This window comes from Variovorax sp. 160MFSha2.1 (genome assembly GCF_048305075.1).
GTDB classification, from domain to species: domain Bacteria; phylum Pseudomonadota; class Gammaproteobacteria; order Burkholderiales; family Burkholderiaceae_C; genus Variovorax; species Variovorax guangxiensis.
On sequence record NZ_CP157624.1, the window covers coordinates 6641599 to 6667672 of the forward strand.

The following is a 26074-nucleotide window of genomic DNA, read 5'->3' on the forward strand; positions in this document are numbered from 1 at the left end:
TCGTCATTTGGTCTCGAACCGGGTCGCGCCGTCCCAGTTCGGGTCTTGCGGTCGCAACGCCATCGAGGCTAAACGCTGGGCGTAGAGCTGGTAAAGGACTTTTTTCGCATCCGCGGCGAGCAGGGGAGCCAGCAAGTTTCGGCCCATGGCCCAGTCCTGGCGACGATATGCAGCCAGCACTTCGCCCCAGCGTTCGAGCAGCTGCCGCGTCTGCTGCTGCGCTTCGGGCGTGCTTGCGGACAAGGGCGTAAAAACGGCAACGGCCTGTGCTTTTCCCTTGACCCGCACGCTGTCGAGCTCCTGCCAGACGAAGCCCGGCGCCAACTCGCGCGTCGCGCCGCTCGCGACCACTTCAACGCCGTAGTGTCCGCTCAGGCCCTCGAGGCGAGACGCGAGGTTGACCGCATCGCCGACCACGGTATAGCTGCGCCGCGCGGTCGATCCCATGTCGCCCACGCTCATCACGCCGCTGTTGATGCCGATGCCTACGCTGATCTCGGGCCGGCCGCTGGCGCGATGGAAGCGGTTGATGTCGTGCACGGCATCGGCCATGTCGAGCGCGGCCCGCACGGCGAGCGTAGCGTGGTCGGGCGTATCGATGGGCGCGCCCCAGAAGGCCATGACGCAGTCGCCCATGTACTTGTCGACGGTGCCGCGGTGGGCGCTGATGACGTTGGTGAGCCGGCTGAAAACGGTGTTGAGAAAGGCCTGCAGTTCGGCCGGCGCCATCTGCTCCGACAGGCGCGTGAAGTCGCGCATGTCGCAGAACATCACGGTCATGGGCTTGCTCTCTGCGCGCATGCTGTAGCGGCCGGGGTGCTCCATCATTTCGTTGACGAGCTGGGGCGGCACGTAGGTGCCGAAGAGCCGCACGAGGCCGCGCCGCGCGCGCGATTCGACGAAGTAGCCCCAGCTCATGTTGAACGCGAAGGCCAGGGCCGCCATCGCCAGCACAGACGCCAGCGGCAGCACGAGGCTGGAGCCCACGTAGAGCCACACGTTCAGCCCGATCAGCGCCGCGATCGCGCCGGCGGCGAGCAGCAGGGCGCGCGGCGCTGACAGCAGAGACATCCCGAAGGCCAGCAGGAGGCCGGTCACGGCGACGAGCAGCACCTCGTAGCCCGGCGCGTAGTCGGGCACGCTCAGCAGGCGCCGGTCGAGCAGCGCGGAGACGATGTTTGCATGCACTTCCACGCCCGGGAACGCGGCTTCGACCGGCGTGGCGCGCAGGTCCTGCAGCCCCGGCGCGGTGGCGCCCACGAGCACGATCCTGTCCTTCAGCTCGCCTGGCGCGAGTCTGCCTTCGAGCACGTCGGCGGCCGGCACGTAGCGGAACGATCCGCCGTCCGCGCCGCCCTGGCCGCGAAACGGCACCTGCATGCTGCCCGTGCCGTCGACCGGAATGCGCAGCCGCCCCACCCTCAGCGATTCGAGCTGGGGCGCATTGCCGCCGCCCGGCGCGAAGGCCGGCTGCACGGGCGGCGATCCGTTCGCGAGGCGGTAGACCGCAAGGCCCAGCGACTCGTAGTAGCCCGGCTGCGCCTTGTCGCCGTCGTAGCGGGCGATGAGCGGCACGCTGCGGATGACGCCATCGCCGTTGATGCCGACCAGCGTGTTCAGGAAGCCCGCAACCGGCGCCGCCTTCGCCAGTTCGGGCAGGCTGGCACCGAAGCCGTTCCAGCCCGTGGCGTAGGTACCGTCCTGCGGGAAAGCACCGGCCGGCAGCAGGGGTGCCGCAGGCAGCTGCCCCTTGGCGCTCGGCGCTTCCGTGCGCGTGAAGTAGTAGCCCAGCGCCACGCGCCGGCCGCTCAGCGCGGCAGCGAGCGTGGCATCGTGATCGAGCGAGGGCGCCAGCCGCTCGACCTCGGCGGCCAGGCCGGGCACCTTGCCCAGCGGGCCACCCATGATTTCCCTCAGCCTGTCGAGGCCCGAGCTGCGGTCAGGCTCGAGGAACATGACGTCGAAGCCGAGCACGGCCGCCTGCTGGCGGGTCATCAGCTCGGTGGTCAGGCGGGCGATCTTGTCGCGGGCCCAGGGCCACTGGCCCTGCCGTGCGAGGCTGGCGTCGTCGACGTCGACGATCACCACCCGCGCATCGGGCGTGCCCGGCATGGTGGCACGCAGGCGGACGTCGTAGATCAGCTGGTCAAAACGTTCAAGAGCGGTCAGCCGCCAGGCGCCGGTGGCATGCGCCAGCGCCAGCAACACCGGCAGCAGCGTGATCGCAATGCGCGGCCAGTGCCGCCGCAGTTCTTCTCTCACGGCGCCCGGTCCGTGAAGGCGCGGCCGCGGCGAGCCAAGAGGGAAAGCGCCTCAGATGCGCACGAACTGCATGCGCGTGGCATCGCCCAGCTCGAGCACGTCGCGCTCCTGCAGCGCGACGGCCTCGGCCCCCAGCTGCAGGCCGTTGAGCGTGACGTTGCCTTCGACACCAGCCGCCACGTAGCCCTGGCGCCGGCGAGTGACCACCGCCACGGCAACGCCGGGCTTGCCGACGGTGGTGACCACCTTCTGCAAGCCCACGTCCTGCCCTTCGTTGGCGCCGGAGAGCACGCGCAGCACCGGAATGCCGAGCTCGACCAGCGCGCCGGATTCCGTGGGAGCCGAAGACAGCGGCATCGCGCCCGACGGGTATTCGCCCGAGGCGGTGCGGATCGAGCCGGCACCGGTGTCGAGGTTGCTGCGCGCGCGGAAATGGATGCGGCAGCCTCCGACCTCGATGACATCGTTGTCCTTGAGCGCCTGCCGCTGGACGGCGAGCGCGTTGACGTAGGTGCCGTTGGTGCTGTTGAGATCTTCAATTTCGACTTCGCCGCCAGTCATGTGCAGCACGGCGTGCTCGCCGCTGACCGCCAGATTGTCGATCACGATGTCGTTGTAGGCACGGCGTCCCAGCGTCGTGCGCTCCTTGGCGAGCGCAACCTGCCCGATGACAACGCCATCGACCGAAATGATCATCTTCGGCATTGCCGACTCCCCGAATCCAAAGCATGAATGACGACGGCAGGCAGGCCGCAGGGCCGCTGCCTGCGGAACCTGCTAGCTGCCCGAGCGCGGCGTTTCCGCAACGCTCGCGCTGGCCAGGACAACGGAGATGTTGTCCCGTCCGCCATTGTCATTGGCTGCCGCAACCAAAAGTGATGCTTTTTTCTGAAGCCCGACATCGTGTCCTAGAAGCGTGAAAAGCTGCTCATCCGAAACCATCTCGCTGAGCCCGTCGGAGCAAAGCATATAGAGATCGCCGGGTCTTGCGCTGTGTTCGTGCATTTCCAGCAAGACTTGGGCCTCCACGCCGACGGCGCGCGTGACGAGGTTGCGGGTGGGCGAATTCAGCGCCTCCTCGGCGGTGATGGCGCCGGCGTCGAGCTGCTGCTGGCGCAGGGAATGGTCGCGGGTGAGCAGTTCCAGCTTGCCGTTGCGCAGGCGGTAGCAGCGCGAGTCGCCGATGTGGCCGACCACCACCCGCTGCGGCCGGAACGCCGCCAGCACCAGGGTCGTTCCCATGCCCTGCAGCTCGGGGTTGGTGGTGCCTTCATGCAGGATCGCGCCGTTGGCCTCGTCGGTGGCGGCCTGCAGCGCCCGCCGGACCACGCGGGCCGGTGCCTGCATGCCGGCGTGAGCGAACCAGCGCCCGAAGCTGCCGTGCAGCAGCGACACGGCCATGGCGCTGGCCACCTCGCCGCCCTTGTAGCCGCCCATGCCGTCGGCCAGCAGGGCCAGGCCGAGGGCGGGGTCGACGTGCACCGCGTCCTCGTTGTGGGAGCGCGTCCGCCCGACGTCGGTCAGGAAGGCGAATTCCCAGGTCAGCGGAGGGCGAGTGGAGAAAAGGGAGACGCCGACACTCGCCATGGTCTGTCAGCGCCGATCTCTCTTGGGCTCAGTGTTGTGCAGCGGCGTGCGCACGCCGCTGCAGGAGACGGCCTACGGCCACCACGAACACGGCACCGGCAGCCGCGGCCGCGTAGTGCAGCCAGGGGTTGGCCGCCAGCGTGTCGCGCAGGATGGCGTCCTGCACGATGGTTTCGCCGCCGACCCAGCCGATCAGCGCGGCGCCCAGCATCACGATGATCGGGAAACGTTCCATGAGCTTGATCATGAGCGTGCTGCCGAAAATCACCAAGGGAATACTGATCGCCAGGCCAAGAATCAGCAACACCATGCTGCCTTGTGCCGCGGCCGCCACGGCGATCACGTTGTCCAGGCTCATCACCAGGTCGGCCAGCAGGATGGTGCGCACGGCGGCCATCATGCTGCCGTATTCCTTGGACTCGCCGTCGCCCTCGTCTTCCTCGCCCAGCAGCTGCAGGCCGATCCACAGCAGCAGCATGCCGCCGATGATCTGCAGGTAGGGCAGGGCGAGCAGCTTGGCCGCCACCACCGTGAGCACGATCCGCAGCACCACGGCCGCGCCCGAGCCGAAGAGCACGGCCTTTTTCTGTTGGGCGGGCGGCAGCGAGCGCGCCGCCATGGCGATCACCACCGCGTTGTCCCCCGACAGGATGATGTTGATCCAGATGATCTTGAGCAGACCTATCCAGAAATCTGTGCTTTGAAGAAATTCCATGTCTCTGATCCCACTGTGTTTTATTGAAAAAAGCGCCCGCAATCCAGTGCGGGCGCTTTTTTGTTTCTGCGTGGTCCTCTCATGACCCGGCTCTGCGGCCGGTGTCGCGGAGCCGTCTCTTTACAGCTTGGCCTTGAGCAGCTTGGCCAGTTCCGAGAAGTTGCGCGTCACGGTGAAGCCGCATTCTTCCATGATGGACAGCTTGGCCTCGGCCGTGTCGGCGCCGCCGGAGATCAGCGCGCCGGCGTGGCCCATGCGCTTGCCGGGAGGGGCGGTGACACCGGCGATGAAGCCGACGACCGGCTTCTTCATGTTGTCCTTGCACCAGCGGGCAGCGTCGGCCTCATCGGGGCCGCCGATTTCGCCGATCATGATGACGGCGTCGGTGTCCGGATCGTCGTTGAAGGCCTTCATCACGTCGATGTGCTTCAGGCCGTTGATCGGGTCGCCGCCGATGCCGACTGCCGACGATTGGCCCAGGCCGATTTCCGTCAGCTGAGCCACTGCTTCGTATGTCAGCGTGCCGGAGCGCGAGACCACGCCGATGCGGCCCTTGCGGTGGATGTGGCCGGGCATGATGCCGATCTTGATCTCGTCGGGCGTGATCAGGCCGGGGCAGTTGGGGCCCAGCAGCAGCGTCTTCTTGCCGCCGGCGGCTTCCTTGGCCTTCATCTTGTTGCGCACTTCGAGCATGTCGCGCACCGGAATGCCTTCGGTGATGCAGATCGCCATGTCGAGGTCGGCTTCCACCGCTTCCCAGATGGCGGCCGCGGCGCCTGCCGGCGGCACGTAGATCACCGAGACGGTGGCGCCCGTCTGCTGGGCGGCTTCCTTGACCGAGCCGAAGATCGGGATGTTGAAGATCGACTCGCCGGCCTTCTTCGGGTTCACGCCGGCCACGAAGGCGTTCTTGCCGTTCGCGTATTCCTGGCACTTCTCGGTGTGGAACTGGCCGGTCTTGCCGGTGATGCCCTGCGTGATGACTTTGGTGTCTTTGTTGATGTAGATCGACATGACTTGTTCCTTAGGCCTTCTTGACTGCTGCCACGACCTTCTGGGCCGCTTCCGCCATGGTGTCGGCGCTGATGATCGGCAGGCCCGATTCGGCCAGCAGCTTCTTGCCTTCGACTTCGTTGGTGCCCTTCATGCGCACGACCAGCGGCACTTGCAGGTTCACGGCCTTGCAGGCTGCGATCACGCCGGTAGCGATGGTGTCGCACTTCATGATGCCGCCGAAGATGTTCACGAGGATGGCTTCCACGTTCTTGTTCTTCAGCATGATCTTGAAGGCCTCGGTGACCTTCTCGGGGGTGGCGCCGCCGCCCACGTCCAGGAAGTTGGCCGGCTCGCCGCCGAACAGCTTGATGGTGTCCATGGTGGCCATGGCCAGGCCGGCACCGTTCACCAGGCAGCCGATGTTGCCGTCCAGCGAGATGTAGGCGAGGTCGAACTTCGAGGCTTCCACTTCGGCCGCGTCTTCCTCGTCGAGGTCGCGCAGGGCGACGATCTCGGGGTGGCGGAACAGCGCGTTGCTGTCGAAGTTGAACTTGGCGTCCAGGGCGATGATGTTGCCCTTGCTGTCACGGTTGAGCGGGTTGATCTCGACCAGCGAGGCGTCCGTCTCCATGTAGCAGGTGTAGAGCTTCTTGAAGATGTCCACGGCCTGGGCGGTAGAGTCGGCCGGGATGCCGATGCCGTCGGCGATCTGCTTGGCCTGTTCGTCGGTCAGGCCCTGGGCCGGGTCGGCGAACACGGTGATGATCTTCTCGGGCGAGGAGTGGGCCACTTCCTCGATGTCCATGCCGCCTTCGCTGGAAGCGATGAAGGCCACCTTCTGGGTGGCGCGGTCGGTCACGGCCGAAACGTAGTATTCCTTCTGGATGTCGGCGCCGTCCTCGATGTACAGGCGGCGGACCTTCTGGCCTTCGGGGCCGGTCTGGTGGGTCTTGAGCTGCATGCCCAGGATCTCGCCGGCGAGCTTCTTGACGTCCTCGATGGACTTGGCGACCTTGACGCCGCCGCCCTTGCCGCGGCCACCCGCGTGGATCTGGGCCTTGACGACCCAGACCGGGCCTCCAAGCTTCTGGGCGGCTTCAACCGCCTCCTGGACCGTGTAGGCCGGGATGCCGCGCGGCACCGGCACGCCGAACTTGGCAAGGATTTCCTTGCCTTGGTACTCGTGAATCTTCATGAGGGATGTCTCTCGGAAGGAGGAAGTTGAGAAATCGGGAGATCTGGGCTGGAGAGGGTCTATGCTCTGTTGTCCGCGGGCGACGGCAGCCTGACGGCTGGGGGCGGCGAACAACCGCGGACTGTATCATGGTGCGCCGCACCAATACTGTGAGTGTGGTTGCGGGCAATACGTACCTACCGTACTTCTCTTTCAGCTACCCAGGGGCACTTCCACCATGGCCAAGGTTTTCATCGACGGCGAAGCCGGCACCACCGGCCTCCAGATCCGCGAACGTCTGCAGGCGATGCCGCAGGTCGAACTCGTGAGCATCGCCCCCGAGCTGCGAAAGGATACCGCCGCCAAGCGCGAACTGATGGCCGGCGTCGACCTGGTGGTGCTGTGCCTGCATGACGACGCCGCGCGCGAGTCGGTCGCGCTGATCGACCAGCTGCCCGGCGCCAAGCCCAAGATCATCGACGCCTCCACGGCGCACCGCATCGCCCCGGGCTGGGTGTTTGGCTTTCCCGAACTCACCGAAGGCCACTGGCAGGCCGTCGCCAAGGCCGAGCGCGTGGGCAACCCCGGCTGCTACGCCACCGGCGCTATCGCCATGGTGCGCCCGCTGGTCGACGCGGGCATCCTGCCGGCCGACTTCCCCATCTCGCTGCCTTCCGTGAGCGGCTACTCGGGCGGCGGCCGCACCATGATCGAGGCCTACGAGAAGGGCGAAGCCCCGGCCTTCGAGATCTACGCGCTGGGCCTGAAGCACAAGCACATCCCCGAAATCATGACCTACACCGGCCTCACGCGCCGGCCGGTCTTCATCCCGTCGGTGGGCAATTTCAAGCAGGGCATGCTGGTGCAGTTGCCGCTGCACCTCGACCTGCTGCCGGGCAAGCCCAAGGCCGGCGACCTGCAGGACGCGCTGGCCGCGCACTACGCGCGCAGCAATACGCCCGAGCAGTTCGTGAAGGTGCTGCCGCCCACCGAAGACGGCAAGCTCGAGGCGCTGGCGCTCAACGACACCAACAAGCTCGAGATCCGCGTGTTCCCGAACGAGGACCATCGCCATGCCGTGGTGATCGCCCGCCTCGACAACCTCGGCAAGGGCGCCAGCGGCGCCGCGGTGCAGAACCTGAAGCTGATGCTGGGGCTCTGAGCCCCACGCCTCGCACCGGCCTTCCGGCCGATCAGCTCACCAGCCAGAGCCCCACGCCCAGCAGGGCCGCGTGCGCGCCCAGCGCGATGTACAGCGGCTTGCGCGAGGGCGCGGCCATGTCCTGAAGCGTCTCGTGGATGCGCCGCGTGAGCAGCGCGCGCAGTGCCGGGTCCTGCGGCGCCGAACCGCCCTCGCCCGCCACCAGTTCATTTCCGCTCTCTGCGCGGCTGCGCTGCCACTCGGCCAGCATCTCGCTCAGCGGCAGCCTGTCGATCACGAAAGCCACGACAGCCCGCACCGCCTTGCCTTCGCCCAGCACCGGGGCGAGCTGCTTGCTCAGCGCGTCGACCGACAGCCAGTCGGCCACGCGATGCAAGGCGCCGTGCGCCTTCGGCATGGCCTCGATGCGGCTCGCGATCGCGCCGCCCAGCCGTTGCGACACAGCTTCGCCGCGTGCCGCTACCAGATGCTGCATCGCACGAGCACGCCCTTGCTGCACACCCAGCGCCACGTAGACGACCACGAAGAACAGCAGCAGCAGCGCCACCAGCAGCGGCGGCGAAGTGACGAGAGCGAGCACTGCGCCGACTCCACCCGCGCGCGCGGCCACGTTGCCCGGCCCCTGCAGCTGGCTCAGGTAGAAGAAGAAAACACCGCCGCCCAGGAAGACGCCGAGCAGGCCGCCCTTGATCACTGAACCGGCGAAGGACAGCCCGGCCTTGGCACCGGTGCGCACGAGCGACTGCTGGGCCGCGGGGTCGGTCGACGACGACATATGGGAAGACTCCTCCATTGTTGTTGATGCTGACGGCCGCCTCGTGCGATTGCTTCTGCTGCGCAAACGCCGGCCCGGCGCGGATCATGCCACCGGCGCCGCTCCACCATAATCGCGCGCAAACCATACGAGGAGAATCCCATGGCCGTCAGATTCCAGAAACCGACCGCGGCATTCGTCGCCGCTTCCTGGGCCGCGCTTTTCATCGGCGCCGTCGTCTACCTGATCGGGCTGTGGAACGCCTCGATGCAGCTCAACGAGAAGGGCTACTACTTCACCGTGCTGATGTACGGCCTCTTCTCCGCCGTGTCGCTGCAGAAGACGGTGCGCGACCGCCTCGAAGGCATCTCCGTCACCGGCATCTACTACGGCCTGTGCTGGGTCTCACTGCTGCTGTCGGTGGCCCTGCTGGCCATCGGCCTCTTCAACGCCACGCTCGCTTCCAGCGAAAAAGGCTTCTACGCGATGGCCTTCCTGCTGAGCCTGTTCGGCGCGGTGGCGGTGCAGAAGAACGTGCGCGACATCGCCGCACACAAGAGCGAGGCGCCCTCCGCGCTCGACGAAGCTCCCGACCCGAACTGAGCCCCGCTATTCGTTGTCGTTGTAGCCGCTGGCGCCCATCAGCGCCGAAAGGCGCGCGGCGATATTGCCCACGATCTCGCGCACCTGCGTGACGTCGGGCGCCGACTTCTGGTCGATGCGCTCGATGTACGGCACGTTGATCGACGCGATCGCATGGTCGGCCGCGCCCATCACCGGGAACGCGATGTTGGTGATGCCGCGCGTCTGCTTGCTCGGCATGGCCGAGTAGCCGCGCTCGCGCACCTCCTGCAGGATGGAGAAGAGCTGGCCGGGGTCCATGTCGAGCTCGCCCTCCACGCCGATGTGGGCGCGCAGCATGCGGGCCCGGTCGATCTCGTCGCGGAAGGCCAGCAGCACGTGGCCCGAGGAAGTGTCGGTCAGCCCCATCACCACGCCCACCTTCAGCCCGAAGGACCAGCGCTCCGGGCTCTCGACCTGCGCGATGACCACCACGCGTCCGCCCTGGTACATGGCGAGATGGCACGACTGCCGCGCCCGGTTGGCCAGCTCGCGCAGCAGCGGCAGCGCCGCGCTCACCAGGCTCTTGAGCGGCTGCTGGCGGTGCGCCAGCTCGAACATGCGCAGCGTGAGCGTGTAGCGGTCGTTCTCGTCGACCTGCACGAAGCCGCGGCGCTGCAGCGTCACCGCCATGCGGAAGATCTCGCTGACCTTGCGCCCGACCTTCTGGGCGAGCTCGTTGAGCGTGTAGCCGGAGGGGCTGTCGGCCAGCGCCTCCAGGATGTCCAGCCCCTTCTCCAGGGCCGGCGCGGCGTAGCGCAGCGCGCCCTCGCCTTCCGTCACGGCCTCCTCGAGGCCGTCCTGTCCTTGCGGCCCTAGCTGCTCTTCTTCCGGCGCCGTTGCTGCTCGCTTCATCTTTCCCCGTTCAGTTCGACCATCCACCGTCGATCATATGGATCGCACCGGTGGTGAAGGCCGACTCGTCGGAAGCCAAATACACCACCAGCGCGGCGATCTCCTCCGGCTTGCCGACGCGCCCCAGGGGCTGGCGCGCCACGAAGGCGGCGCGCACCGCGGCCTCGTCGGTGCCGGCCTGCTCTGCCTGGGCCGCGATGCGGTCGCGCAGCGAGGGCGACTCGACAGTGCCCGGGCAGATGGCGTTGCAGCGCACGCCCTGCTGGATGAAGTCGGCCGCCACCGCCTTGGTCAGCCCGATGACTGCCGCCTTCGAGGCGCCGTAGACGAAGCGGTTGGGCACGCCCTTCACGCTGGAGGCAGCCGAGGCCATGTTGATGATCGAGCCGCCGCGCTCCAGCATGGCGGGCAGGAAGGCGCGGATGGTGCGGTACATGGACTTCGCGTTGAGATCCATGCTGAAGTCCCAGTCCGCCTCCTCGCAGGCCAGGATGTTGCCGGCGTGTACGTAGCCGGCGCAGTTGAAGAGCACGTCCAGCCGCCCGGTGGCCTGGGCGAAGGCCTGCACCGCGGCGGTGTCGCGCACGTCGAGCGTGGCGGTCTTCAGGCTTGCCAGGCCCTCTTCGCGGGCCAGCTCGGCGAGCTCGGCCAGCGCCGCCGTGTCCACGTCGGTGGCCCACACGGTGCCGCCTTCGCGGGCCAGCGCCAGCGCGCTGGCGCGTCCGATGCCCTTGCCGGCTGCGGTAACGAGGATGTTCTTTCCTTGAACGCGTGAAGTCACTGGGAGGTCCTTTGGTTGGGAGTTGCTGCGTACATGTGAAATATTAATTTCACTGATGAAATGAAATATACGCGAGCCGGGTGCATCGCCGTCCCCGTCACAACCCCTATTCGCCGACTCCTGACTCAGTGGTTACCCGCGAACTCGCGCAAACCCCAGCCTTTACCAGCGGCCTGATCGTTAATCTCGTTCGTGAAAAGTGTTTTTATAAAGAAAACAGGATTCACACATGGCCCAGACTCCCGACACGCCGCCGGCCTCCCTGCTCACCCGCCTGCAGGCCTGCTACACCGGCGTCCTTCATGACGTGATGCGCGCCGCAGGGCTGCGCGACTTCACGCTGCCGCCCACGCTGCGTCCGCTGATCCCCGGCCAGAAACTCTGCGGGCCGGCCTTCACGGTGAACGGCCGCGTCGACCCCGCAGCCGATCCGCACGAGACGCTGATGGCGTGGACCGGCTTTCTCTCGCGCGCCAGGCCGGGCCACATCGCGGTGATCCAGCCGAACGACTCGACCGTCTCGCACATGGGCGAACTCTCGGCCGAGACGCTGGGCCGCAAGGGCGTGCTGGGCGTGATCGCCGACGGCGGCGTGCGCGACGCCGAATTCATCATCCGGCAGGGCTTCCAGGTGTGGCACCGCTACTTCACGCCGCGCGACATCGTGGGCTACTGGCTGCCCGAGGCGATGGAGGTGCCGGTGCGCATCGGCGAGGTCACGGTGAACCCGGGCGACCTGCTGCTGGCCGACACCGATGGCGTGATCCGCCTGCCGCTCGCGCAGGCCGAGTCCATCATTGCCGAGGCCGAGCACATGATGGGCCGCGAGAACCTCGTGCGCACCGCCATCCTCGCGGGCACCGACCCGCAGGAGGCCTACCTGAAATACCGCAAGTTCTGAGCGCCGCCGGCTGCCGCGCCTGCGATCGGACAGTCAATCTGCCTCGAGCAGGTCGCGCAGGGTCCGCAGGTCGCGGGCGATCCACTGCGCATCGCGCTCGAAGGCCGCGTCGTCCATGTGCGGCTGGCGCAGCAGCGTGAACTGCAGCTCGCAGGCATCCGGCGCGACGCCGATCACGCGCAACGGCAGGTAGACCTCGGGCACGCCCTCGGGCGCGACCCAGTGGTCGAGCACGCCGAAGTCGTTGCGCGGCGCGAAGCGCATGCGGGCCTCGCCGCTCTCGGGCGTGCGCACGATCCAGTGGTCGCCGTGCGGTACCAGCGCGCTTTTCGCGAGGCCACTAGCCCATTCGGGAAGCCGCCTCGGATCGGCCGCCAGCACATAGGCGCGACGCCACTCGCAAGCGACGCGCTGCGTGATGACGCGGGACTGCGCCGCGCCCTCTTCACTGTTCTTGTGCTGCTTCATCGAAATCGCTCCTGAGCACCTTGGAGACGACGGCGCCGGAGAAGCCGCGCGCCATCAGGAATCGCATCTGCTTCGCGCGCTCCTTCGCATCGGCGGGCGGGGCGTCGAAGCGGCGGCGCCAGACGGCCGTGGCACGCTCGACCTCTGTTTCCTGCAGGCTGGCCACCGCCTCGGCGACGGCTTGGGGCGCGATGCCCTTGGCCTGCAGTTCCTGCCTCACCCGCAGCGCGCCCGAACTGGCCGCGCGCTGGTGCAGCACCGAAGCCACCACGCGCGACTCGCTGATGAAGTCCTTGGCCTCCAGTTCATCGAGCGCCTTCGCCAGCGTGCCGGGCTCTTCCTCGTGCTTCGCCAGCTTGCGCTCCAGCTCTGCGCGCGAATGCTCGCGCTGGCTCAGCAGGCGCAGCGCGCGGCCTTTGAGGGATGGGGCGTCGAATGCCATGCGGGTCGCCGGCGCGGTCCCGGAGAGCCGCGCCCTGACTGGTTACTCGCCCTTCTCTGCCTTGTCGGCCTTGGCCGCCTTCTGCGGCTTCTCGGCGACGTCGTCGGCATCGGCGGCCAGCAGCGGCACGCCCAGCGACTCGCGCACCTTGTTCTCGATCTCGCGCGACAGCGAGGGGTTCTCGCGCAGGAACTCGCGGGCGTTGTCGCGGCCCTGGCCGATCTTCTCGCCGTTGTAGGCGTACCAGGCGCCCGACTTGTCGATGATCTTGGCGTTCACGCCCATGTCGATGATCTCGCCCTCGCGGCTGATGCCTTCGCCGAACAGGATGTCGAACTCGGCCGTCTTGAACGGAGGCGAGACCTTGTTCTTCACCACCTTCACCTTGGTTTCGTTGCCGATGGCCTCGTCGCCCTTCTTGATGGTGCCGATGCGGCGGATGTCCAGGCGCACCGAGGCGTAGAACTTCAGCGCGTTGCCGCCGGTGGTGGTTTCGGGCGAGCCGAACATGACGCCGATCTTCATGCGGATCTGGTTGATGAAGATGACCATGCAGTTGGTCTTCTTGATGGTGGCGGTGAGCTTGCGCAGCGCCTGGCTCATCAGGCGGGCCTGAAGGCCGGGCAGCGAGTCGCCCATCTCGCCTTCGATTTCGGCCTTGGGCGTGAGCGCGGCGACCGAGTCGACCACGATCAGGTCGACGGCGCCCGAGCGCACCAGCGAATCGACGATCTCGAGCGCCTGCTCGCCGGTGTCGGGCTGGCTGATCAGCAGGTCCGACAGGTTCACGCCGAGCTTCTGGGCGTATTGCACGTCGAGGGCGTGTTCGGCGTCGACGAAGGCGCAGGTGCCGGCCTGCTTCTGCATGGCGGCGATGACCTGCAGCGTGAGGGTGGTCTTGCCCGAGGATTCAGGGCCGTAGATTTCGACGACGCGGCCGCGCGGCAGGCCGCCGACGCCCAGGGCGATGTCCAGGCCCAGCGAGCCGGTAGAGACCACCTGGATGTCCTCCAGCGCCTCGCCCTCGCCCAGCCGCATGATGGTGCCCTTGCCGAACTGCTTTTCGATCTGGGCCAGCGCGGCCTGCAGGGCTTTGGCCTTCTCGCTGTTGGCGCCGATGTTCGAACCCTTGACTGCTGCGTCCATGTGAAAAACTCCTTGAAGATCAATGGCTTGTCTGTGACACCATCCATCTGCGTTTAACTACAGGCTGGATGCTTGAACAGTAGTGTAGGGGCTGATTCCTCGGCGTAAACCTGTTTTTTGGTCAGTTTGCTTTACCATTCGGCGCCATGGCCGAAGCCCCCTTCCCCGCCGACCAAGACGCCTGGCGCCAGACCCACCTGGGCCGCCTGCTGGGCCACGCCATGCGCCGCTTCGACGAGCGCGTGCTGGAGCTGATGGCGCACGACGTCGAAGTGCCGCTGGCCCTGTCGAACCTCGCGGCGCGCGCGCAGGTGAGCGCGGCGCACATCCACATCACGCGGCACCTGTCGCGCGAGGGCTCGCGCCTCACCGAACTGGCCGAGCGCGCCGGCATGACCAAGCAGGCGATGGGCGCGCTGGTCGACCAGTGCGAGGCCTGGGGGCTGGTCACGCGCGGGCCCGATCCGCTGGACGCGCGGGCGCGGCGCGTGCTCTTCACCGCCGACGGGCTGGCCTGGCTCGACGCCTTCCGCGGCGCCGTCATGCAGGCCGAGAAGGAGTTCAGGAGCAGCGTGGGCGACGAGATCGCCACCGTGGTAACCATCGGACTCGAAGCCTATACGGCGGGCTAGACTCCTGCGAAGAGACAACCGTGAACGGCGCCCCGAGGACGCCCGACACCTGAAACAGGCCGGAGGTGACGCATGCGGATTCTGATTGCCGAAGACGACCAGGTGCTGGCCGATGCCCTGCTGCGCAGCCTGCGCACCTCGGGCGCGGCGGTCGACCACGTGGCCAACGGCTCGCAGGCCGACACCGCGCTCATGACCCATGACGAGTTCGACCTGCTGATCCTCGACCTCGGGCTGCCCAGCCTGCACGGCATCGAAATCCTCAAGCGGCTGCGCGCGCGCGGCTCGCAGCTGCCGGTGCTGGTGCTCACCGCCGCCGACAGCGTGGAGGAGCGCGTCAAGGGCCTCGACCACGGCGCCGACGACTACATGGCCAAGCCATTCAGCCTGCAGGAGCTCGAGGCACGCGTGCGCGCCCTCACCCGGCGCGGCATGGGCGCCACCAGCAACACCATCCGCCACGGCCCGCTGGTGTACGACCAGGCCGGCCGCGTGGCCACCATCGACGGCAAGATGATCGAACTCTCGGCGCGCGAACTCGGCCTGCTCGAAGTGCTGCTGCAGCGCGCCGGCCGGCTGGTGAGCAAGGACCAGCTGGTCGACCGCCTGTGCGAATGGGGCGAGGAGGTGAGCCTCAACGCCATCGAGGTCTACATCCACCGGCTGCGCAAGAAGATCGAGAAGGGCCCGGTGCGCATCGCGACGGTGCGCGGGCTGGGCTACTGCCTCGAAAAGATCCAGTGACGACCACACGGCAGCCGCCACGCGCGGGCGGCGGCACGCCGGAGGAATCGGCGCGATGAAGTTGTTCCAGCGCGCGCAGCGCTCCCTGTTCGGCGAGATCCTCGACTGGATGCTCACGCCGCTGCTGCTACTGGTGCCGGTGAGCATCGGCGTCACATGGCTGGTGGCGCAGGGCATCGCCAACGCGCCCTACGACCGCGCGCTGGAGCACAACGTGAAGGCGCTGGCCGAGCTGGTGACGGTGAGGGAAGGGCATGCGCAGTTCGTGCTCTCGCAGTCGGCGCGCGAGATCCTGCGTGCCGACGAGAGCGGCCACGTGTACTACCAACTGCTCGACGGCTACGACAACCTGCTCAGCGGCGAACGCGACATTCCGCAGCCCGGGCTCGACGAGCCGCTGCCGCCCGGCCTGGTTTTCCTGCACAACAGCGACGTGCACGGCCAGCCGGTGCGCGTGGCCTCGATGTGGATCGCCAGCGGCACCGACGACGTGCCGCCCACGCTGCTGCAGCTGGCCGAGACGCGCGAGAAGCAGTCGGTGCTGGCGGCCGAGATCATCAAGGGCGTGCTGCTGCCGCAGTTCGCCATCCTGCCGCTGGCGGTGCTGCTGATCTGGCTGGCGCTGGTGCGCGGCATCAAGCCGCTGTCGGTGGTGGAGGCGCGCATCCGCGAGCGCCGCCCGGGCGACTTGAGCCCGCTGGACGAGTCCTCGGTGCCGCTGGAAGTGGTGCCGCTGGTGTCCTCGGTGAACGAATTGCTGGACAAGCTCAACGACTCCATCGGCACCCAGAAGCGCTTCCTGGCCGACGCTGCGCACCAGCTGAAGACGCCGCTGGCGGGCCTTCGCATGCAGGCCGACCTGGCGCAGCGCGAGGGCGCCAACGCCGACGAGCTGAAGCAGTCGCTCAAGCAGATCGGCCGCGCGAGCAAGCGCGCCACGCACACGGTGAACCAGCTGCTGTCGCTGGCGCGCGCCGAGGGCAACAGCGCCAACGCGCACCACCAGCCCTGCGACCTCGCGAAGCTGACCATCGAGGTGGTGCGCGAGGCTGTGCCGCGCGCGATCGAGAAGCGCATCGACCTGGGCTACGACGGCGTCGAGCCCGGCGCGCCGGGCGTGGTGTTCGACGGCAACGCCACGCTGCTGAAGGAGCTGGTGCGCAACCTGGTCGACAACGCGATCAACTACACGCCCTCGACGCCCGAGCGCCCCGGCCTGATCACCGTGCGCGTGCTGGCCGACCCCTTCGGCCACGTGCTGCTGCTGCAGGTGGAGGACAACGGCCCCGGCATCGCCGAGGCCGACCGCGAACTGGTGTTCGAGCCCTTCTACCGCGTGCTCGGCAACGAGGCCGACGGCTCGGGGCTGGGCCTGCCGATCGTGCTGGAGATCGCGAACCAGCACCGCGCGCAGGTGAAGCTGGAAGACGCGCATCCCGGCAAGCAGCCGCCGGGGGCGCTCTTCACGGTGCGATTCGAAGGCGAGCAGCCGTCCTGAGACGGCAGCGGGAGTTCGTCAGGGCGCCGGTGCGGCGGCCTTCGGCGCTTCCTTGCGGATCTGCAGCCACTCGGGGTGGATCTGCCGCGCCATGCGCTGCGGCTCGCGCTCCGCGAGGCTGGCCGGCGCGAGCCCGAAGCCCGCGAGATCGCCGCGCGCCCAGAGGAAGTAGCCGGCATTGGCCAACAGCAGGACGACGAGGAGCAGGCGCAGCTTCATGGTGAAGATCAGAAAGACATGCCGCGAGGGCGCACGCTCACTTCATCGCTGGAGATCAGCTGCAGGCCGGCGTCGGTGCGCACCTGCAGCTCGCCGCCCCAGGCCACACCCTCGCACAGGCCGGCGGTGCCGTCGCTGAGCGTCACCTCGCGCCCGCGCAGCACGTCGCGCGCGGCGAAGCGTTCGGCAAAAGGCGCGAAGCCGCGGGCCTCGAAGTCGAGCACCGTGCGCACCAGCGGCTCGGCCAGTTCGGCCAGCACCCCGGGTGCGCTGGCCTCGGGGCGCCACTGGTGCAGCCAGGCCGGCGGCGTGCGCATGCCGTCGCCCTCGCGCGCACCGATGTTGATGCCGATGCCGATCACCACATAGCGCGACGCATCCGGGCCGCCGTCGGAGGGCAGGGCGGTCTCGATGAGGATGCCGACCAGCTTGCGGTCGTTCACCCAGACGTCGTTGGGCCACTTGAGGCCGACCTTGTGCTCGCCCGAGGGATCGAGCCCCTCGGCCACCGCCACGCCGACGGCCAGCGACAGGCCCGACCAGTCTGCGGGTGCGAGCGACATGCCCAGGGAGAACATGAGCGAGGCCGACTCCGGCTGCCGCATGTCGCTGCTCTGCCAGGGGCGTCCCATCCGGCCGCGGCCGGCGGTCTGCCGCTCGGTCACGAGCAGCACCGGCTCGACGCGGCCGGCGCGCGCGCGGCGCATCAGCTCGGTGTTGGTGGAATCGATTTCCGCCACGGCCTCGACCGCGAAGCCGGGCAGCAGCGGCGCTACCGCCGCGGCGATCCGGTCCTGGAACCAGTCGGCGGTGCTGCTGTTGTTCATCGCTCAGTCCTTGGCGGACTTGGCTTTCTTTGCGGATTTCTTTTCCGCTTTCGCTTCAGCCTTCTTTTCGGCCTTCCTGGCTTCCTTCTTCTTCGCCTCTTTTTTCTCGGCCTTTTTCTTTTCGGCCTTCTTTTCAGCCTTTTTCTTGGCCTTCTTCTTCTTTTTCTTTTCCTCGTCCTCATCCTTGGGTGTCAGCAGCGTGCCGCGGCATTGCTCGGAGCCGCACCAGCAGGGAAATTCGGAAAGCAGCTTCGGCGTGTACGGCTCGTCGATGATCAGGCCGTAGTCGTAGTTGAGTTCTTCGCCGGCGGCGATGTTGCGCAGCGCCTTGATATAAACGCGCCCATCGACCTCGTCGGCTTCGCAGTTCGGCTCGCACGAGTGGTTGATCCAGCGCGCATCGTTGCCCTTGACGTTGCCGTCGATCACGCGGCCGTCGTCGATGTGGAAGTAGAAAGTGTGGTTCGGCTGGGTCGGGTCGTGCGGATGGCGGCGCAGCGCCTCCTTCCAGCTGATGACCTCGCCCTTGTATTCGATCAGCGTTTCGCCTTCGGCCAGGTCCTGCACGGCGAACACGCCGTTGCCGTGGACATCGGAGCGCCGCATCTGGATGCGGCGGCCGCCGGAACGATCCTTGCCGGGCTGCGCGTCCGCCTCTGGGAGCGCGGTGGCCTGCGTATCACGACCGGCCGGAAGTGGGGATTTGGAAGGCATCGCCGAAGTCTGTTAGTTTGAATATGCACACATGCGTGTGCGCGCGTGCGCACGCGGGAAGCCGCAGAGTATAGAGAGCCCTTAGATGACAAAGACGTTGGTAATCGCAGAAAAGCCGTCGGTGGCGCAGGACATCGTCCGCGCCCTCACGCCGGTCGCAGGGAAATTCGACAAACATGACGAGCATTTCGAGAACGACAGCTATGTCGTGACCAGCGCGGTCGGTCACCTGGTCGAGATCCAGGCGCCCGAGGAATTCGACGTCAAGCGCGGCAAGTGGAGCTTCGCCAACCTGCCGGTGATCCCGCCGCACTTCGACTTGAAGCCCGTCGACAAGACCAAGACGCGCCTGAACGCGGTGGTCAAGCAGGCCAAGCGCAAGGATGTGACGCAGCTCATCAACGCATGCGACGCGGGACGCGAGGGCGAACTGATCTTCCGTCTCATCGAGCAGTACGCGGGCGGCAAGTCGGGCCTGAACAAGCCTGTGAAGCGGCTGTGGCTGCAGTCGATGACGCCGCAGGCCATCCGCGACGGCTTCGACGCGCTGCGCACAGAAAAGCAGATGCAGGGCCTGGCCGATGCCGCGCGCTCGCGCTCGGAAGCCGACTGGCTGGTGGGCATCAACGGCACGCGCGCCATGACCGCCTTCAATTCGCGCGACGGCGGCTTCTTCCTCACGACCGTGGGCCGCGTGCAGACGCCGACGCTCTCGGTGGTGGTGGAGCGCGAGGAGCAGATCCGCAAGTTCGTCTCGCGCGACTACTGGGAAATCCACGGCACCTTCGCGGCCGAAGCCGGCGAATACCCGGGCAAGTGGTTCAACCCCGACTGGAAGAAGGCCAACGCGCCGCTCTTGCCCAACGGCGAGCCCGACCCCGAGCAGCGCGCCGACCGCGTGTGGAACGAGCAGGAAGCCCGCGCCATCGCCGACGCTGCGCGCGGCAAGCCCGCTACCGTCACGGAAGAGAGCAAGCCCACCACGCAGGCCTCGCCGCTGCTGTTCGACCTGACCTCGCTGCAGCGCGAGGCCAACAGCCGCTTCGGCTTCAGCGCCAAGACCACGCTGGCGCTGGCGCAAAGCCTGTACGAGCGCCACAAGGCGCTGACCTACCCGCGTACCGATTCGCGCGCGCTGCCCGAGGACTACCTGCCGGTGGTCAAGCAGACCATGGGCATGCTCGCCAACAGCGGCATGAAGCACCTTGCCCCCTTCGCCCAGCAGGCGGTGGACGGCAACTACGTGAAGCCCAACAAGCGCATCTTCGACAACGCGAAGGTGTCGGACCACTTCGCCATCATTCCGACGCTGCAGGCACCCAGCGGCCTGAGCGAGGCCGAGCAGAAGCTCTACGACTTCGTCGTGCGGCGCTTTCTGTCGGTGTTCTTCCCGAGCGCCGAATACCAGGTCACCACGCGCATCAGCACGGTGGAGCAGGGCGGCAAGAAGTACGCCTTCCGCACCGACGGCAAGGTGCTGGTGAAGCCGGGCTGGCTCGCCATCTACGGCAAGGAAGCGCAGGACGACGAGAAGGAAGACGACAAGGACGGCAAGCGCCTCGTGCCGGTGAAGCCGGGCGAGATCGTGAAGGCCGAGTCGGTCGACACCAAGGGCCTGAAGACGCGCCCGCCGGCACGCTACTCCGAAGCCACGCTGCTGGGCGCCATGGAAGGCGCGGGCAAGACCATCGACGACGACGAGCTGCGCGAGGCCATGCAGGAGAAGGGCCTCGGTACGCCAGCCACCCGCGCGGCCACCATCGAAGGGCTGATCGCCGAGAAGTACATCCTGCGCGAGGGCCGCGAGCTGATCCCGACGGCCAAGGCCTTCCAGCTCATGACGCTGCTGCGCGGCCTGGGCGTGGAGGAACTCTCCAAGGCCGAACTCACCGGCGAATGGGAATACAAGCTCGCGCAAATGGAGAAGGGCGCGCTCAGCCGCGACGCCTTCATGCGCGAGATCGCCGAGATGACGCAGCACATCGTCAAGAAGGCCAAGGAGTACGACCGCGACACCGTGCCCGGCGACTACGCCACGCTGCGCACGCCGTGCCCCAACTGCGGCGGCATCGTGCGCGAGAACTACCGCCGCTACGCCTGCACCGGCAAGAGCGGCACGGGCGAGGACGCCTGCGGCTTCTCGTTCGGCAAGTCGCCGGCGGGGCGCACCTTCGAGGTGGCCGAGGCCGAGGCGCTGCTGCACGACAAGCACATCGGCCCGCTGGAAGGTTTCCGCTCCAAGGCCGGCTGGCCCTTCACCTCCGAGATCGTCATCAAGTACGACGAGGAAGCGAAGAACTGGAAGCTGGAGTTCGACTTCGGCGACGACAAGAACGAGGAAAGCGGCGAGATCGTCGACTTCAGCGAGCAGGACACCGTGGGCCCCTGCCCGGTGTGCGGCGCGCCGGTGTTCGAGCACGGCAGCAACTACGTCTGCGAGAAGTCGGTGCCGACCAACTCGCAGCCCACGCCGAGCTGCACCTTCAAGACCGGCAAGATCATCCTGCAGCAGCCGGTGGAGCGCGCGCAGATGGAGAAGCTGCTGGCCACCGGCAAGACCGACCTGCTCGACAAGTTCGTGAGCATGCGCACGCGCCGCGCCTTCAAGGCCTTCCTGACCTGGAACGCCGAAGAAGGCAAGGTGACCTTCGAGTTCGCGCCGCGCGAGGGTGGCAGCAAGTTCCCGCCGCGCAAGACCTTCGCCGGCAAGACCGCCGCCGCCAAGAAGACGGCAGCGGCGAAGAAGACGCCTGCGGCCAAGAAGGCACCGGCCGCGAAGAAGGCCGCCGCGCCGCGCAAGACCGGCGCGGGCCTGAAGCCCAGCGACGCGCTGGCGGCGGTCATCGGCAACGAGCCGGTCGCGCGCACCGAAGTCGTGAAGAAGCTCTGGGACTACATCAAGGCCAACGGCCTGCAGGACGCCAAGGACAAGCGCTCGATCAACGCCGACGCCAAGCTCAAGCCGGTGTTCGGCAAGGACCAGGTGACGATGTTCGAGCTCGCGGGCATCGTGGGCAAGCACCTCTCGGCGGCCTGAGCCATGCGGCGCAGACACTTCGGTGCGAGCCTGGCCCTGGCCATTGCGGTGCTGGGCGGCGCGGGACTGGCGCATGCCGCCGCATGGCCCGACAAGCCCGTCAAGCTGGTGGTGCCGTTCCCGCCCGGACAGGCCACCGACATCTTCGCCCGCGCCCTGGCCGAGCAGCTCGGCAAGCGGCTGGGCCAGCCGGTGATCGTCGACAACAAGGCCGGCGCCGGCAGCAACATCGGCACCGAGTTCGTGGTGCGCTCGCAGCCCGACGGCTACACGCTGGTGGTGGCTGGCAGCGCGATGGCGGTGAACCAGACGCTCTACGCCAAGCCGGGCTTCGACCCGCGCAAGGACCTGGTCGGCATCTCGCTCGTCGCCAAGGTGCCACTGGTGTTCCTGGCCACGCCCGAGAGCGGCATCCGCACGCTGGCCGAGCTCACCGCGCGCGCCAAGGCCGAGCCCGGCCGGCTGAGCTACGCGAGCGCCGGCATCGGCGGCACGCAGCATCTGTCGGGCGAGATGTACAAGGCGGCGGCGCATGTGTTCATCACGCACATTCCGTACCGGGGCAGCGGCCCGGCGCAGTCGGACTTCCTGGGCAACCAGGTGCCGCTGATGATCGATTCGGTGACGGCCGCGCTGCCGCACATCAAGTCGGGCCGGGCGGTGCCGCTGGCCGTGACCTCGGCCACGCGCTCCTCGCAGCTGCCCGACGTGCCCACGGTGCGCGAGAGCGGCGTGGCGGGCACCAGGAACTTCGAGGCCGTCGGCTGGCTCGGCCTGATGGCGCCGCGCGGCACGCCGGGCGAAATCGTCGAGCGCCTCAACCGCGAGGTGACCGACATCCTCAAGAGCGAGCAGATGGCGCGCTTCATCCGCGAGCGCGGCTCCGAGCCCGCGCCGACGACGCCGGCCGAGTTCGACCGCTTCGTGGCGAGCGAGATCGGCGTGTGGGGCGCGGCGGTGAAGGCCTCGGGCGCCAAGCCCGAATAGGACGCAGGGCAGGGGGCGCCGGCAACAACCCTGTCGGCGCCGGGTCTGTTTGTTACAGGCCGTCCCGGCCGCCGGGCCTATAGTGGCCCGGACCTCACCATCCAGGAGATTCCGTTGAAGTCGTCTTTCATCGCCGCCGCATTCGCGATCGCAATGGGCGTGCTGGCCACGGGCTGCGCCGGCACGGGTTCCGCCGGCAACCCCGGCTCCTCGGCCGCGACGCCAACCAGCGGCAGCGGCGTCACGGTGTTCGGCACCATCGACGCCAGCGTCAGCGGCTACAAGAACAGCAGCGGCGCACGCTGATCGCCGGCCTCAGGCCGCGACAGCCAGGTAGCCGTGCAAAGCGGCACGCAGCTGCCGTGACAGCGCCTGCAGGTCGGGCCGCCCGCCCGTGCCGATGTGCAGGTGCGCGAACAGGCCGTAGATGATGGTCTGGCACACGCGGGCGACTTCCTTCTTCTGGCAATCCGGCGACAGGTCTTCGGCCGCGTCGAGCACGCCCACCCACTCGGCCACGAAACGGTCGTACATCTTGCGATAGGCCTCGGGCCCCGAGAGGTGCCGCTCCAGCAGGTAGTGCGCGCCCCAGGCCAGCGGCTGCGTGCGATGCGCCTCCAGCTGCGCGTCGATCACCGCGTCGACGATCTGCGCCAGCGGCCGGCCTGCGTGCGCGGCGACGGCCGCGCGCATGTCCAGCAGCAGCGCCTTGGAGCGCAGGTGCAGGCACACACGCGCCAGGTCGTCCTTGCTCGCGAAGTATTCGTAGAAGCTGCCGAGCCCCGTGCCGGCCACCGACACGATCTCGCGGATGGTGATGGCGGCGTATCCCTTCTCGACCAAAAGCCGAACAAAGGCTTCCTGCAGCGCCTGCGAGGTGTGGCGCGCGCGGGACTGGCGCGGCTTTCGCCTCGGGGCGGCGGCCGGGGCGCGGGCGGTTGCCATCAGCGCGGCGGAACCCGAACACCTCGCGGGCGGGTTGTTCCTAGAATTTTTTGACCCATCGAACGGCATTCTGCAATGGCCCACGCCCCCGACGACTCCGACGACTCCCGACCCGCCGTCTACACCGCGCAAGGCGAGGACGCATGGCTTCCCAGCGAACACTCGCGCGGCCCCTGGGACCCGCGCGCGCAGCACGGCGGCGCGCCCGCCGCGCTGCTGGTGCACGTGGCCGAGCGCGCCGCGCCCGGGCCGGGCTGGCAGCTGGCGCGGCTCACGCTCGAACTGGTGAAGCCGGTGCCGGTGGCGCCGCTCGTCACGCGCACGCAGGTGCAGTCCTCGCGCTCCACGGTGCGCGTGGGCATCGACCTGCTGGCGGGCGATGTGCTGGTGGCGCGGGCGCATGCGCTGCTGCTGGCGGGCCAGTCGCTGGCGCTGCCGCCCGGCCTGCCGGGCTGGCCGCAGGAGCCGCTGCGGCCATTGCCGCGCGACTGCACGGAGCGCGTGCGCATTCCGGGCCTGCCCGAAGGCACGTCGTTCTACGGCACGGCCGTGGAAACGCGCGTCGCCGAGGGTGACTCGACCCGGCCGGGCCCGTGCTCCGCGTGGTTCCGCCTCGCGGTGCCGCTGCTGCACGGCACAGCCACCTCGCCCGCCATGCGCGCCGCGGCGGCGGCCGACTTCGGCAACGGCCTGAGCTGGGTGCTGCCGGCCGAGCGCTACCTGTTCACCAACGCCGACCTGAGCCTGAACCTGTTCCGCGTGCCGCAGGGCGAGTGGATCGGCCTGCGCTCGGCCACCGAGGTGCACGGCGGGGGCGCGGGCCTGGTCGCGTCCTGCCTCTACGACGAGCAGGGCCCCATCGGCCTCGCCACCCAGACGCTGGTGCTGCGCGAACGGAGCCCCGCCGCCTGACCCGCCCCGCAACGATCAACCGGAGAGAGACAAGCATGACCACCACCGGCATCCACCCCGACAACCAGGTCCCCGAACTCAAGGACTACAACGTCTACACCAGCGACCCCACGCTGCGCGCCTCGGTGGCGCGCGGCGGTGCCGCATGGCGCGACGAGGAACTGGCGCGCCAGGGCGCGGAGTACGGCGCCGAGGCCGCGCTGCGCGCCGCGGAAGACGCCAACCGCCACGAGCCCGAGCTGCACACCCACTCGCGCACCGGCGAGCGCATCGACCAGGTGAGCTTCCACCCCGCCTGGCACACGATGATGGGCATCGCCCGGCGCAACGGCATCGCCAACCTGCCGTTCTTCGACGAGCGGCCCTCGGCCTGGGTGGGCTACGGCGCGTCGCTGTACATGCACAGCCAGATCGAGTCGGGCTCGACCTGCCCGACCACCATGACCAAGGCCTGCATCCCGGTGGTGCGGCGCAACGCGGCGCTGTATGCCGCGCTGCGCGACAAGCTGGCGTCGAACGAGCACGACGCGCGCGACATTCCGCTCGTAGGCAAGACCTCGATCACCGTCGGCATGGGCATGACCGAAAAGCAGGGCGGCAGCGACGTGCGCACGAACACCACGCGCGCCGTGCCGGCCGGCGCCGGACCGTGGGGCGAGGAGTTCCTCATCACCGGCCACAAGTGGTTCTTCTCCGCGCCGATGTGCGACGGCCACCTGGTGCTGGCGAAGACCGACGAGCACGGCTCCTCGTGCTTCTTCGTGCCGCGGTGGCGGCCCGACGGCGGCAAGAACGCGGTGCACATCCAGCGGCTGAAGGACAAGGTCGGCAACCGCTCCAATTCGAGCAGCGAAGTCGAGTTCAAGGATGCCTGGGGCGTGCTCGTGGGCGACGAGGGCCGGGGCATCCCGACCATCATCGAGATGGCGACCGTGACCCGGCTCGATTGCGCGCTGGCCAGCGCCGGCTTCATGCGCCAGGGCTTCGCGCAGGCGCTGCACTACGCGCGCAACCGCCATGCCTTCGGCAAGGCCCTGGCCGACCAGCCGGTGATGACCGCGCTGCTGGCCGACATGGCGCTCGAATCGCAGGCCGCCACGCTGCTGGCGATGGGGCTGGCCTCGCGCTTCGGCTCCGCAGAGCCGCTGGACACGGCCTGGCGCCGGCTGCTCACGCCGGCGGCCAAGTTCTGGAACTGCAAGCGCGCGGTGGCCTTCACCGGCGAGGCGATGGAGGTGTTCGGCGGCAACGGCTACGTGGAAGAGAGCCCGATGGGCCGGCTCTTCCGCGAGGCGCCGGTCAACTCGATCTGGGAAGGCTCGGGCAACGTGATGTGCCTGGACGTGCTGCGCGCCGTCTCGCGCAACCCCGACGACGTGCACCTCGTGCTCGACCAGCTGCACGAAGTCGCCACCGGCGAGCCCCGCGTGCAGGACGCGCTGCAGGCCGTGCGCAAGATGACGCAGCTGCCGCCGCAGGAGCTGGAGCAGCAGGCCCGCCGCTTCACGCAGCGCCTGGTGCTGGCCGCGCAGGCCTGCCTGATGCTGGAGCACGCGAGCGCGCAGGAGTCGGCCGCGTTCCTGTCGAGCCGTTTCGACCCCGACTGGGGGCCGGTGACGGGCATCAGTGCCGGCACTTCCGATCCGGCAGCGCTGCTGCGCGCCGCGTGGCGCTGAACGCCCGGGGGCGCGCCGC

At 68.2% G+C, this 26074-nt stretch carries 27 protein-coding genes; 11 read left to right on the top strand and 16 right to left on the bottom strand.

Features of this window, described 5'->3' with window-relative positions:
• Window positions 1–3: 3 nt before the first annotated feature.
• From ABL838_RS30740 to sucC, 6 genes are all read right to left on the bottom strand, one after another.
• Window positions 4–2262 carry a CHASE2 domain-containing protein gene (locus ABL838_RS30740; RefSeq protein WP_418123392.1) on the bottom strand — a complete coding sequence of 753 codons (2259 nt, stop codon included), beginning with the start codon at window positions 2260–2262 and terminating at the stop codon, window positions 4–6.
• A gap of 51 nt (window positions 2263–2313) precedes the next feature.
• Window positions 2314–2967, bottom strand: coding sequence for an FHA domain-containing protein (locus tag ABL838_RS30745; protein ID WP_126021038.1), 654 nt, complete (start codon window positions 2965–2967; stop codon window positions 2314–2316).
• 72 nt (window positions 2968–3039) lie between these two features.
• A complete protein-coding gene (locus ABL838_RS30750) occupies window positions 3040–3849 on the bottom strand; it encodes a Stp1/IreP family PP2C-type Ser/Thr phosphatase (protein ID WP_126021037.1) in 810 nt (269 codons plus the stop codon).
• Between the two features lie 28 nt (window positions 3850–3877).
• Window positions 3878–4564, bottom strand: coding sequence for a TerC family protein (locus ABL838_RS30755; protein ID WP_126021036.1), 687 nt, complete (start codon window positions 4562–4564; stop codon window positions 3878–3880).
• 120 nt (window positions 4565–4684) lie between these two features.
• Complete coding sequence (sucD, locus tag ABL838_RS30760; RefSeq protein ID WP_126021035.1) at window positions 4685–5578, bottom strand: succinate--CoA ligase subunit alpha; 894 nt, start codon at window positions 5576–5578, stop codon at window positions 4685–4687.
• Window positions 5579–5588: 10 nt separating this feature from the next.
• Window positions 5589–6755 (bottom strand): ADP-forming succinate--CoA ligase subunit beta, encoded by a 1167-nt coding sequence (sucC, locus tag ABL838_RS30765; protein ID WP_019653821.1) that lies wholly within the window; start codon window positions 6753–6755, stop codon window positions 5589–5591.
• Window positions 6756–6972: 217 nt separating this feature from the next.
• Between sucC and argC the strand changes: the two genes are divergently transcribed.
• Window positions 6973–7896 carry an N-acetyl-gamma-glutamyl-phosphate reductase gene (gene argC / locus ABL838_RS30770; protein ID WP_184639300.1) on the top strand — a complete coding sequence of 308 codons (924 nt, stop codon included), beginning with the start codon at window positions 6973–6975 and terminating at the stop codon, window positions 7894–7896.
• Between the two features lie 31 nt (window positions 7897–7927).
• Here the strand turns inward: argC and ABL838_RS30775 are convergent, their stop codons facing one another.
• Window positions 7928–8671 carry a hypothetical protein gene (locus ABL838_RS30775; protein WP_184639298.1) on the bottom strand — a complete coding sequence of 248 codons (744 nt, stop codon included), beginning with the start codon at window positions 8669–8671 and terminating at the stop codon, window positions 7928–7930.
• A gap of 141 nt (window positions 8672–8812) precedes the next feature.
• Between ABL838_RS30775 and yiaA the strand changes: the two genes are divergently transcribed.
• A complete protein-coding gene (gene yiaA, locus ABL838_RS30780; RefSeq protein WP_418123394.1) occupies window positions 8813–9253 on the top strand; it encodes an inner membrane protein YiaA in 441 nt (146 codons plus the stop codon).
• Window positions 9254–9259: 6 nt separating this feature from the next.
• On the opposite strand, the gene ABL838_RS30785 is transcribed toward yiaA, so the two are convergent.
• Together ABL838_RS30785 and ABL838_RS30790 are read right to left on the bottom strand one after the other, a co-directional pair.
• Entirely contained in the window at window positions 9260–10126 is an 867-nt protein-coding gene (locus ABL838_RS30785) for an IclR family transcriptional regulator (RefSeq protein WP_418123396.1), read from the bottom strand.
• 10 nt (window positions 10127–10136) lie between these two features.
• On the bottom strand, window positions 10137–10907 hold the full coding sequence (locus ABL838_RS30790) for an SDR family oxidoreductase (protein ID WP_126021030.1): 771 nt from the start codon (window positions 10905–10907) through the stop codon (window positions 10137–10139).
• Between the two features lie 229 nt (window positions 10908–11136).
• Here ABL838_RS30790 and ABL838_RS30795 point away from each other — a divergent pair, with 229 nt between their 5' ends.
• A complete protein-coding gene (locus ABL838_RS30795) occupies window positions 11137–11808 on the top strand; it encodes an RraA family protein (RefSeq protein WP_418118487.1) in 672 nt (223 codons plus the stop codon).
• Between the two features lie 33 nt (window positions 11809–11841).
• Here the strand turns inward: ABL838_RS30795 and ABL838_RS30800 are convergent, their stop codons facing one another.
• The 3 genes from ABL838_RS30800 to recA are packed head-to-tail and all read right to left on the bottom strand — an operon-like array spanning window position 11842 to window position 13864.
• The gene (locus tag ABL838_RS30800; RefSeq protein WP_418118488.1) at window positions 11842–12276 is read right to left on the bottom strand and encodes an SRPBCC family protein; all 435 of its coding nucleotides are present in this window, start codon (window positions 12274–12276) and stop codon (window positions 11842–11844) included.
• Window positions 12254–12718, bottom strand: coding sequence for a recombination regulator RecX (gene recX / locus ABL838_RS30805; RefSeq protein WP_418123398.1), 465 nt, complete (start codon window positions 12716–12718; stop codon window positions 12254–12256). Before recX ends, ABL838_RS30800 begins: the two co-directional genes overlap by 23 nt.
• 42 nt (window positions 12719–12760) lie before the next feature.
• A complete protein-coding gene (recA, locus tag ABL838_RS30810; RefSeq protein WP_184639288.1) occupies window positions 12761–13864 on the bottom strand; it encodes a recombinase RecA in 1104 nt (367 codons plus the stop codon).
• A gap of 146 nt (window positions 13865–14010) precedes the next feature.
• On the opposite strand from recA, the gene ABL838_RS30815 reads away from it, so the two are divergent.
• The 3 genes from ABL838_RS30815 to ABL838_RS30825 all read left to right on the top strand — a co-directional run bounded on the left by ABL838_RS30815 (window position 14011) and on the right by ABL838_RS30825 (window position 16738).
• On the top strand, window positions 14011–14496 hold the full coding sequence (locus ABL838_RS30815; RefSeq protein WP_418118490.1) for a MarR family winged helix-turn-helix transcriptional regulator: 486 nt from the start codon (window positions 14011–14013) through the stop codon (window positions 14494–14496).
• A 72-nt stretch (window positions 14497–14568) separates the two neighbouring features.
• On the top strand, window positions 14569–15240 hold the full coding sequence (locus tag ABL838_RS30820) for a response regulator transcription factor (protein ID WP_126021024.1): 672 nt from the start codon (window positions 14569–14571) through the stop codon (window positions 15238–15240).
• A 55-nt stretch (window positions 15241–15295) separates the two neighbouring features.
• Window positions 15296–16738 (top strand): sensor histidine kinase N-terminal domain-containing protein, encoded by a 1443-nt coding sequence (locus ABL838_RS30825; protein ID WP_418123399.1) that lies wholly within the window; start codon window positions 15296–15298, stop codon window positions 16736–16738.
• An 18-nt stretch (window positions 16739–16756) separates the two neighbouring features.
• Here the strand turns inward: ABL838_RS30825 and ABL838_RS30830 are convergent, their stop codons facing one another.
• The 3 genes from ABL838_RS30830 to ABL838_RS30840 are packed head-to-tail and all read right to left on the bottom strand — an operon-like array spanning window position 16757 to window position 18498.
• Window positions 16757–16957 (bottom strand): sporulation protein, encoded by a 201-nt coding sequence (locus tag ABL838_RS30830; protein WP_126021022.1) that lies wholly within the window; start codon window positions 16955–16957, stop codon window positions 16757–16759.
• A gap of 8 nt (window positions 16958–16965) precedes the next feature.
• Window positions 16966–17784, bottom strand: a complete 819-nt coding sequence (locus tag ABL838_RS30835; protein WP_418123401.1) for a biotin--[acetyl-CoA-carboxylase] ligase — start codon at window positions 17782–17784, stop codon at window positions 16966–16968.
• Window positions 17785–17787: 3 nt separating this feature from the next.
• Window positions 17788–18498 (bottom strand): SET domain-containing protein, encoded by a 711-nt coding sequence (locus ABL838_RS30840; RefSeq protein ID WP_418123402.1) that lies wholly within the window; start codon window positions 18496–18498, stop codon window positions 17788–17790.
• An 85-nt stretch (window positions 18499–18583) separates the two neighbouring features.
• Here ABL838_RS30840 and ABL838_RS30845 point away from each other — a divergent pair, with 85 nt between their 5' ends.
• From ABL838_RS30845 to ABL838_RS30855, 3 genes are all read left to right on the top strand, one after another.
• On the top strand, window positions 18584–21535 hold the full coding sequence (locus ABL838_RS30845; RefSeq protein WP_418123403.1) for a DNA topoisomerase III: 2952 nt from the start codon (window positions 18584–18586) through the stop codon (window positions 21533–21535).
• A gap of 3 nt (window positions 21536–21538) precedes the next feature.
• On the top strand, window positions 21539–22522 hold the full coding sequence (locus ABL838_RS30850; protein ID WP_418123404.1) for a tripartite tricarboxylate transporter substrate binding protein: 984 nt from the start codon (window positions 21539–21541) through the stop codon (window positions 22520–22522).
• Between the two features lie 114 nt (window positions 22523–22636).
• The gene (locus tag ABL838_RS30855) at window positions 22637–22828 is read left to right on the top strand and encodes a hypothetical protein (RefSeq protein ID WP_418123406.1); all 192 of its coding nucleotides are present in this window, start codon (window positions 22637–22639) and stop codon (window positions 22826–22828) included.
• Between the two features lie 9 nt (window positions 22829–22837).
• Here the strand turns inward: ABL838_RS30855 and ABL838_RS30860 are convergent, their stop codons facing one another.
• Window positions 22838–23467, bottom strand: a complete 630-nt coding sequence (locus ABL838_RS30860) for a TetR/AcrR family transcriptional regulator (RefSeq protein WP_418123407.1) — start codon at window positions 23465–23467, stop codon at window positions 22838–22840.
• A gap of 75 nt (window positions 23468–23542) precedes the next feature.
• Between ABL838_RS30860 and ABL838_RS30865 the strand changes: the two genes are divergently transcribed.
• Both ABL838_RS30865 and ABL838_RS30870 read left to right on the top strand, forming a co-directional pair.
• On the top strand, window positions 23543–24379 hold the full coding sequence (locus ABL838_RS30865; RefSeq protein WP_418123408.1) for a thioesterase family protein: 837 nt from the start codon (window positions 23543–23545) through the stop codon (window positions 24377–24379).
• A 35-nt stretch (window positions 24380–24414) separates the two neighbouring features.
• Window positions 24415–26055, top strand: a complete 1641-nt coding sequence (locus ABL838_RS30870) for an acyl-CoA dehydrogenase family protein (protein ID WP_418123410.1) — start codon at window positions 24415–24417, stop codon at window positions 26053–26055.
• Window positions 26056–26074: the final 19 nt, after the last annotated feature.

Coding starts and splice junctions, on each gene's coding strand:
- ABL838_RS30745 (WP_126021038.1), bottom strand. CDS start 2,967: ATGCCGAAGATGATCATTTCGGTCGATGGCGTTGTCATCGGGCAGGTT.
- ABL838_RS30750 (WP_126021037.1), bottom strand. CDS start 3,849: ATGGCGAGTGTCGGCGTCTCCCTTTTCTCCACTCGCCCTCCGCTGACC.
- ABL838_RS30755 (WP_126021036.1), bottom strand. CDS start 4,564: ATGGAATTTCTTCAAAGCACAGATTTCTGGATAGGTCTGCTCAAGATC.
- sucD (WP_126021035.1), bottom strand. CDS start 5,578: ATGTCGATCTACATCAACAAAGACACCAAAGTCATCACGCAGGGCATC.
- sucC (WP_019653821.1), bottom strand. CDS start 6,755: ATGAAGATTCACGAGTACCAAGGCAAGGAAATCCTTGCCAAGTTCGGC.
- argC (WP_184639300.1), top strand. CDS start 6,973: ATGGCCAAGGTTTTCATCGACGGCGAAGCCGGCACCACCGGCCTCCAG.
- ABL838_RS30775 (WP_184639298.1), bottom strand. CDS start 8,671: ATGTCGTCGTCGACCGACCCCGCGGCCCAGCAGTCGCTCGTGCGCACC.
- yiaA (WP_418123394.1), top strand. CDS start 8,813: ATGGCCGTCAGATTCCAGAAACCGACCGCGGCATTCGTCGCCGCTTCC.
- ABL838_RS30785 (WP_418123396.1), bottom strand. CDS start 10,126: ATGAAGCGAGCAGCAACGGCGCCGGAAGAAGAGCAGCTAGGGCCGCAA.
- ABL838_RS30795 (WP_418118487.1), top strand. CDS start 11,137: ATGGCCCAGACTCCCGACACGCCGCCGGCCTCCCTGCTCACCCGCCTG.
- ABL838_RS30800 (WP_418118488.1), bottom strand. CDS start 12,276: ATGAAGCAGCACAAGAACAGTGAAGAGGGCGCGGCGCAGTCCCGCGTC.
- recX (WP_418123398.1), bottom strand. CDS start 12,718: ATGGCATTCGACGCCCCATCCCTCAAAGGCCGCGCGCTGCGCCTGCTG.
- recA (WP_184639288.1), bottom strand. CDS start 13,864: ATGGACGCAGCAGTCAAGGGTTCGAACATCGGCGCCAACAGCGAGAAG.
- ABL838_RS30815 (WP_418118490.1), top strand. CDS start 14,011: ATGGCCGAAGCCCCCTTCCCCGCCGACCAAGACGCCTGGCGCCAGACC.
- ABL838_RS30820 (WP_126021024.1), top strand. CDS start 14,569: ATGCGGATTCTGATTGCCGAAGACGACCAGGTGCTGGCCGATGCCCTG.
- ABL838_RS30825 (WP_418123399.1), top strand. CDS start 15,296: ATGAAGTTGTTCCAGCGCGCGCAGCGCTCCCTGTTCGGCGAGATCCTC.
- ABL838_RS30830 (WP_126021022.1), bottom strand. CDS start 16,957: ATGAAGCTGCGCCTGCTCCTCGTCGTCCTGCTGTTGGCCAATGCCGGC.
- ABL838_RS30835 (WP_418123401.1), bottom strand. CDS start 17,784: ATGAACAACAGCAGCACCGCCGACTGGTTCCAGGACCGGATCGCCGCG.
- ABL838_RS30840 (WP_418123402.1), bottom strand. CDS start 18,498: ATGCCTTCCAAATCCCCACTTCCGGCCGGTCGTGATACGCAGGCCACC.
- ABL838_RS30845 (WP_418123403.1), top strand. CDS start 18,584: ATGACAAAGACGTTGGTAATCGCAGAAAAGCCGTCGGTGGCGCAGGAC.
- ABL838_RS30850 (WP_418123404.1), top strand. CDS start 21,539: ATGCGGCGCAGACACTTCGGTGCGAGCCTGGCCCTGGCCATTGCGGTG.
- ABL838_RS30860 (WP_418123407.1), bottom strand. CDS start 23,467: ATGGCAACCGCCCGCGCCCCGGCCGCCGCCCCGAGGCGAAAGCCGCGC.
- ABL838_RS30865 (WP_418123408.1), top strand. CDS start 23,543: ATGGCCCACGCCCCCGACGACTCCGACGACTCCCGACCCGCCGTCTAC.
- ABL838_RS30870 (WP_418123410.1), top strand. CDS start 24,415: ATGACCACCACCGGCATCCACCCCGACAACCAGGTCCCCGAACTCAAG.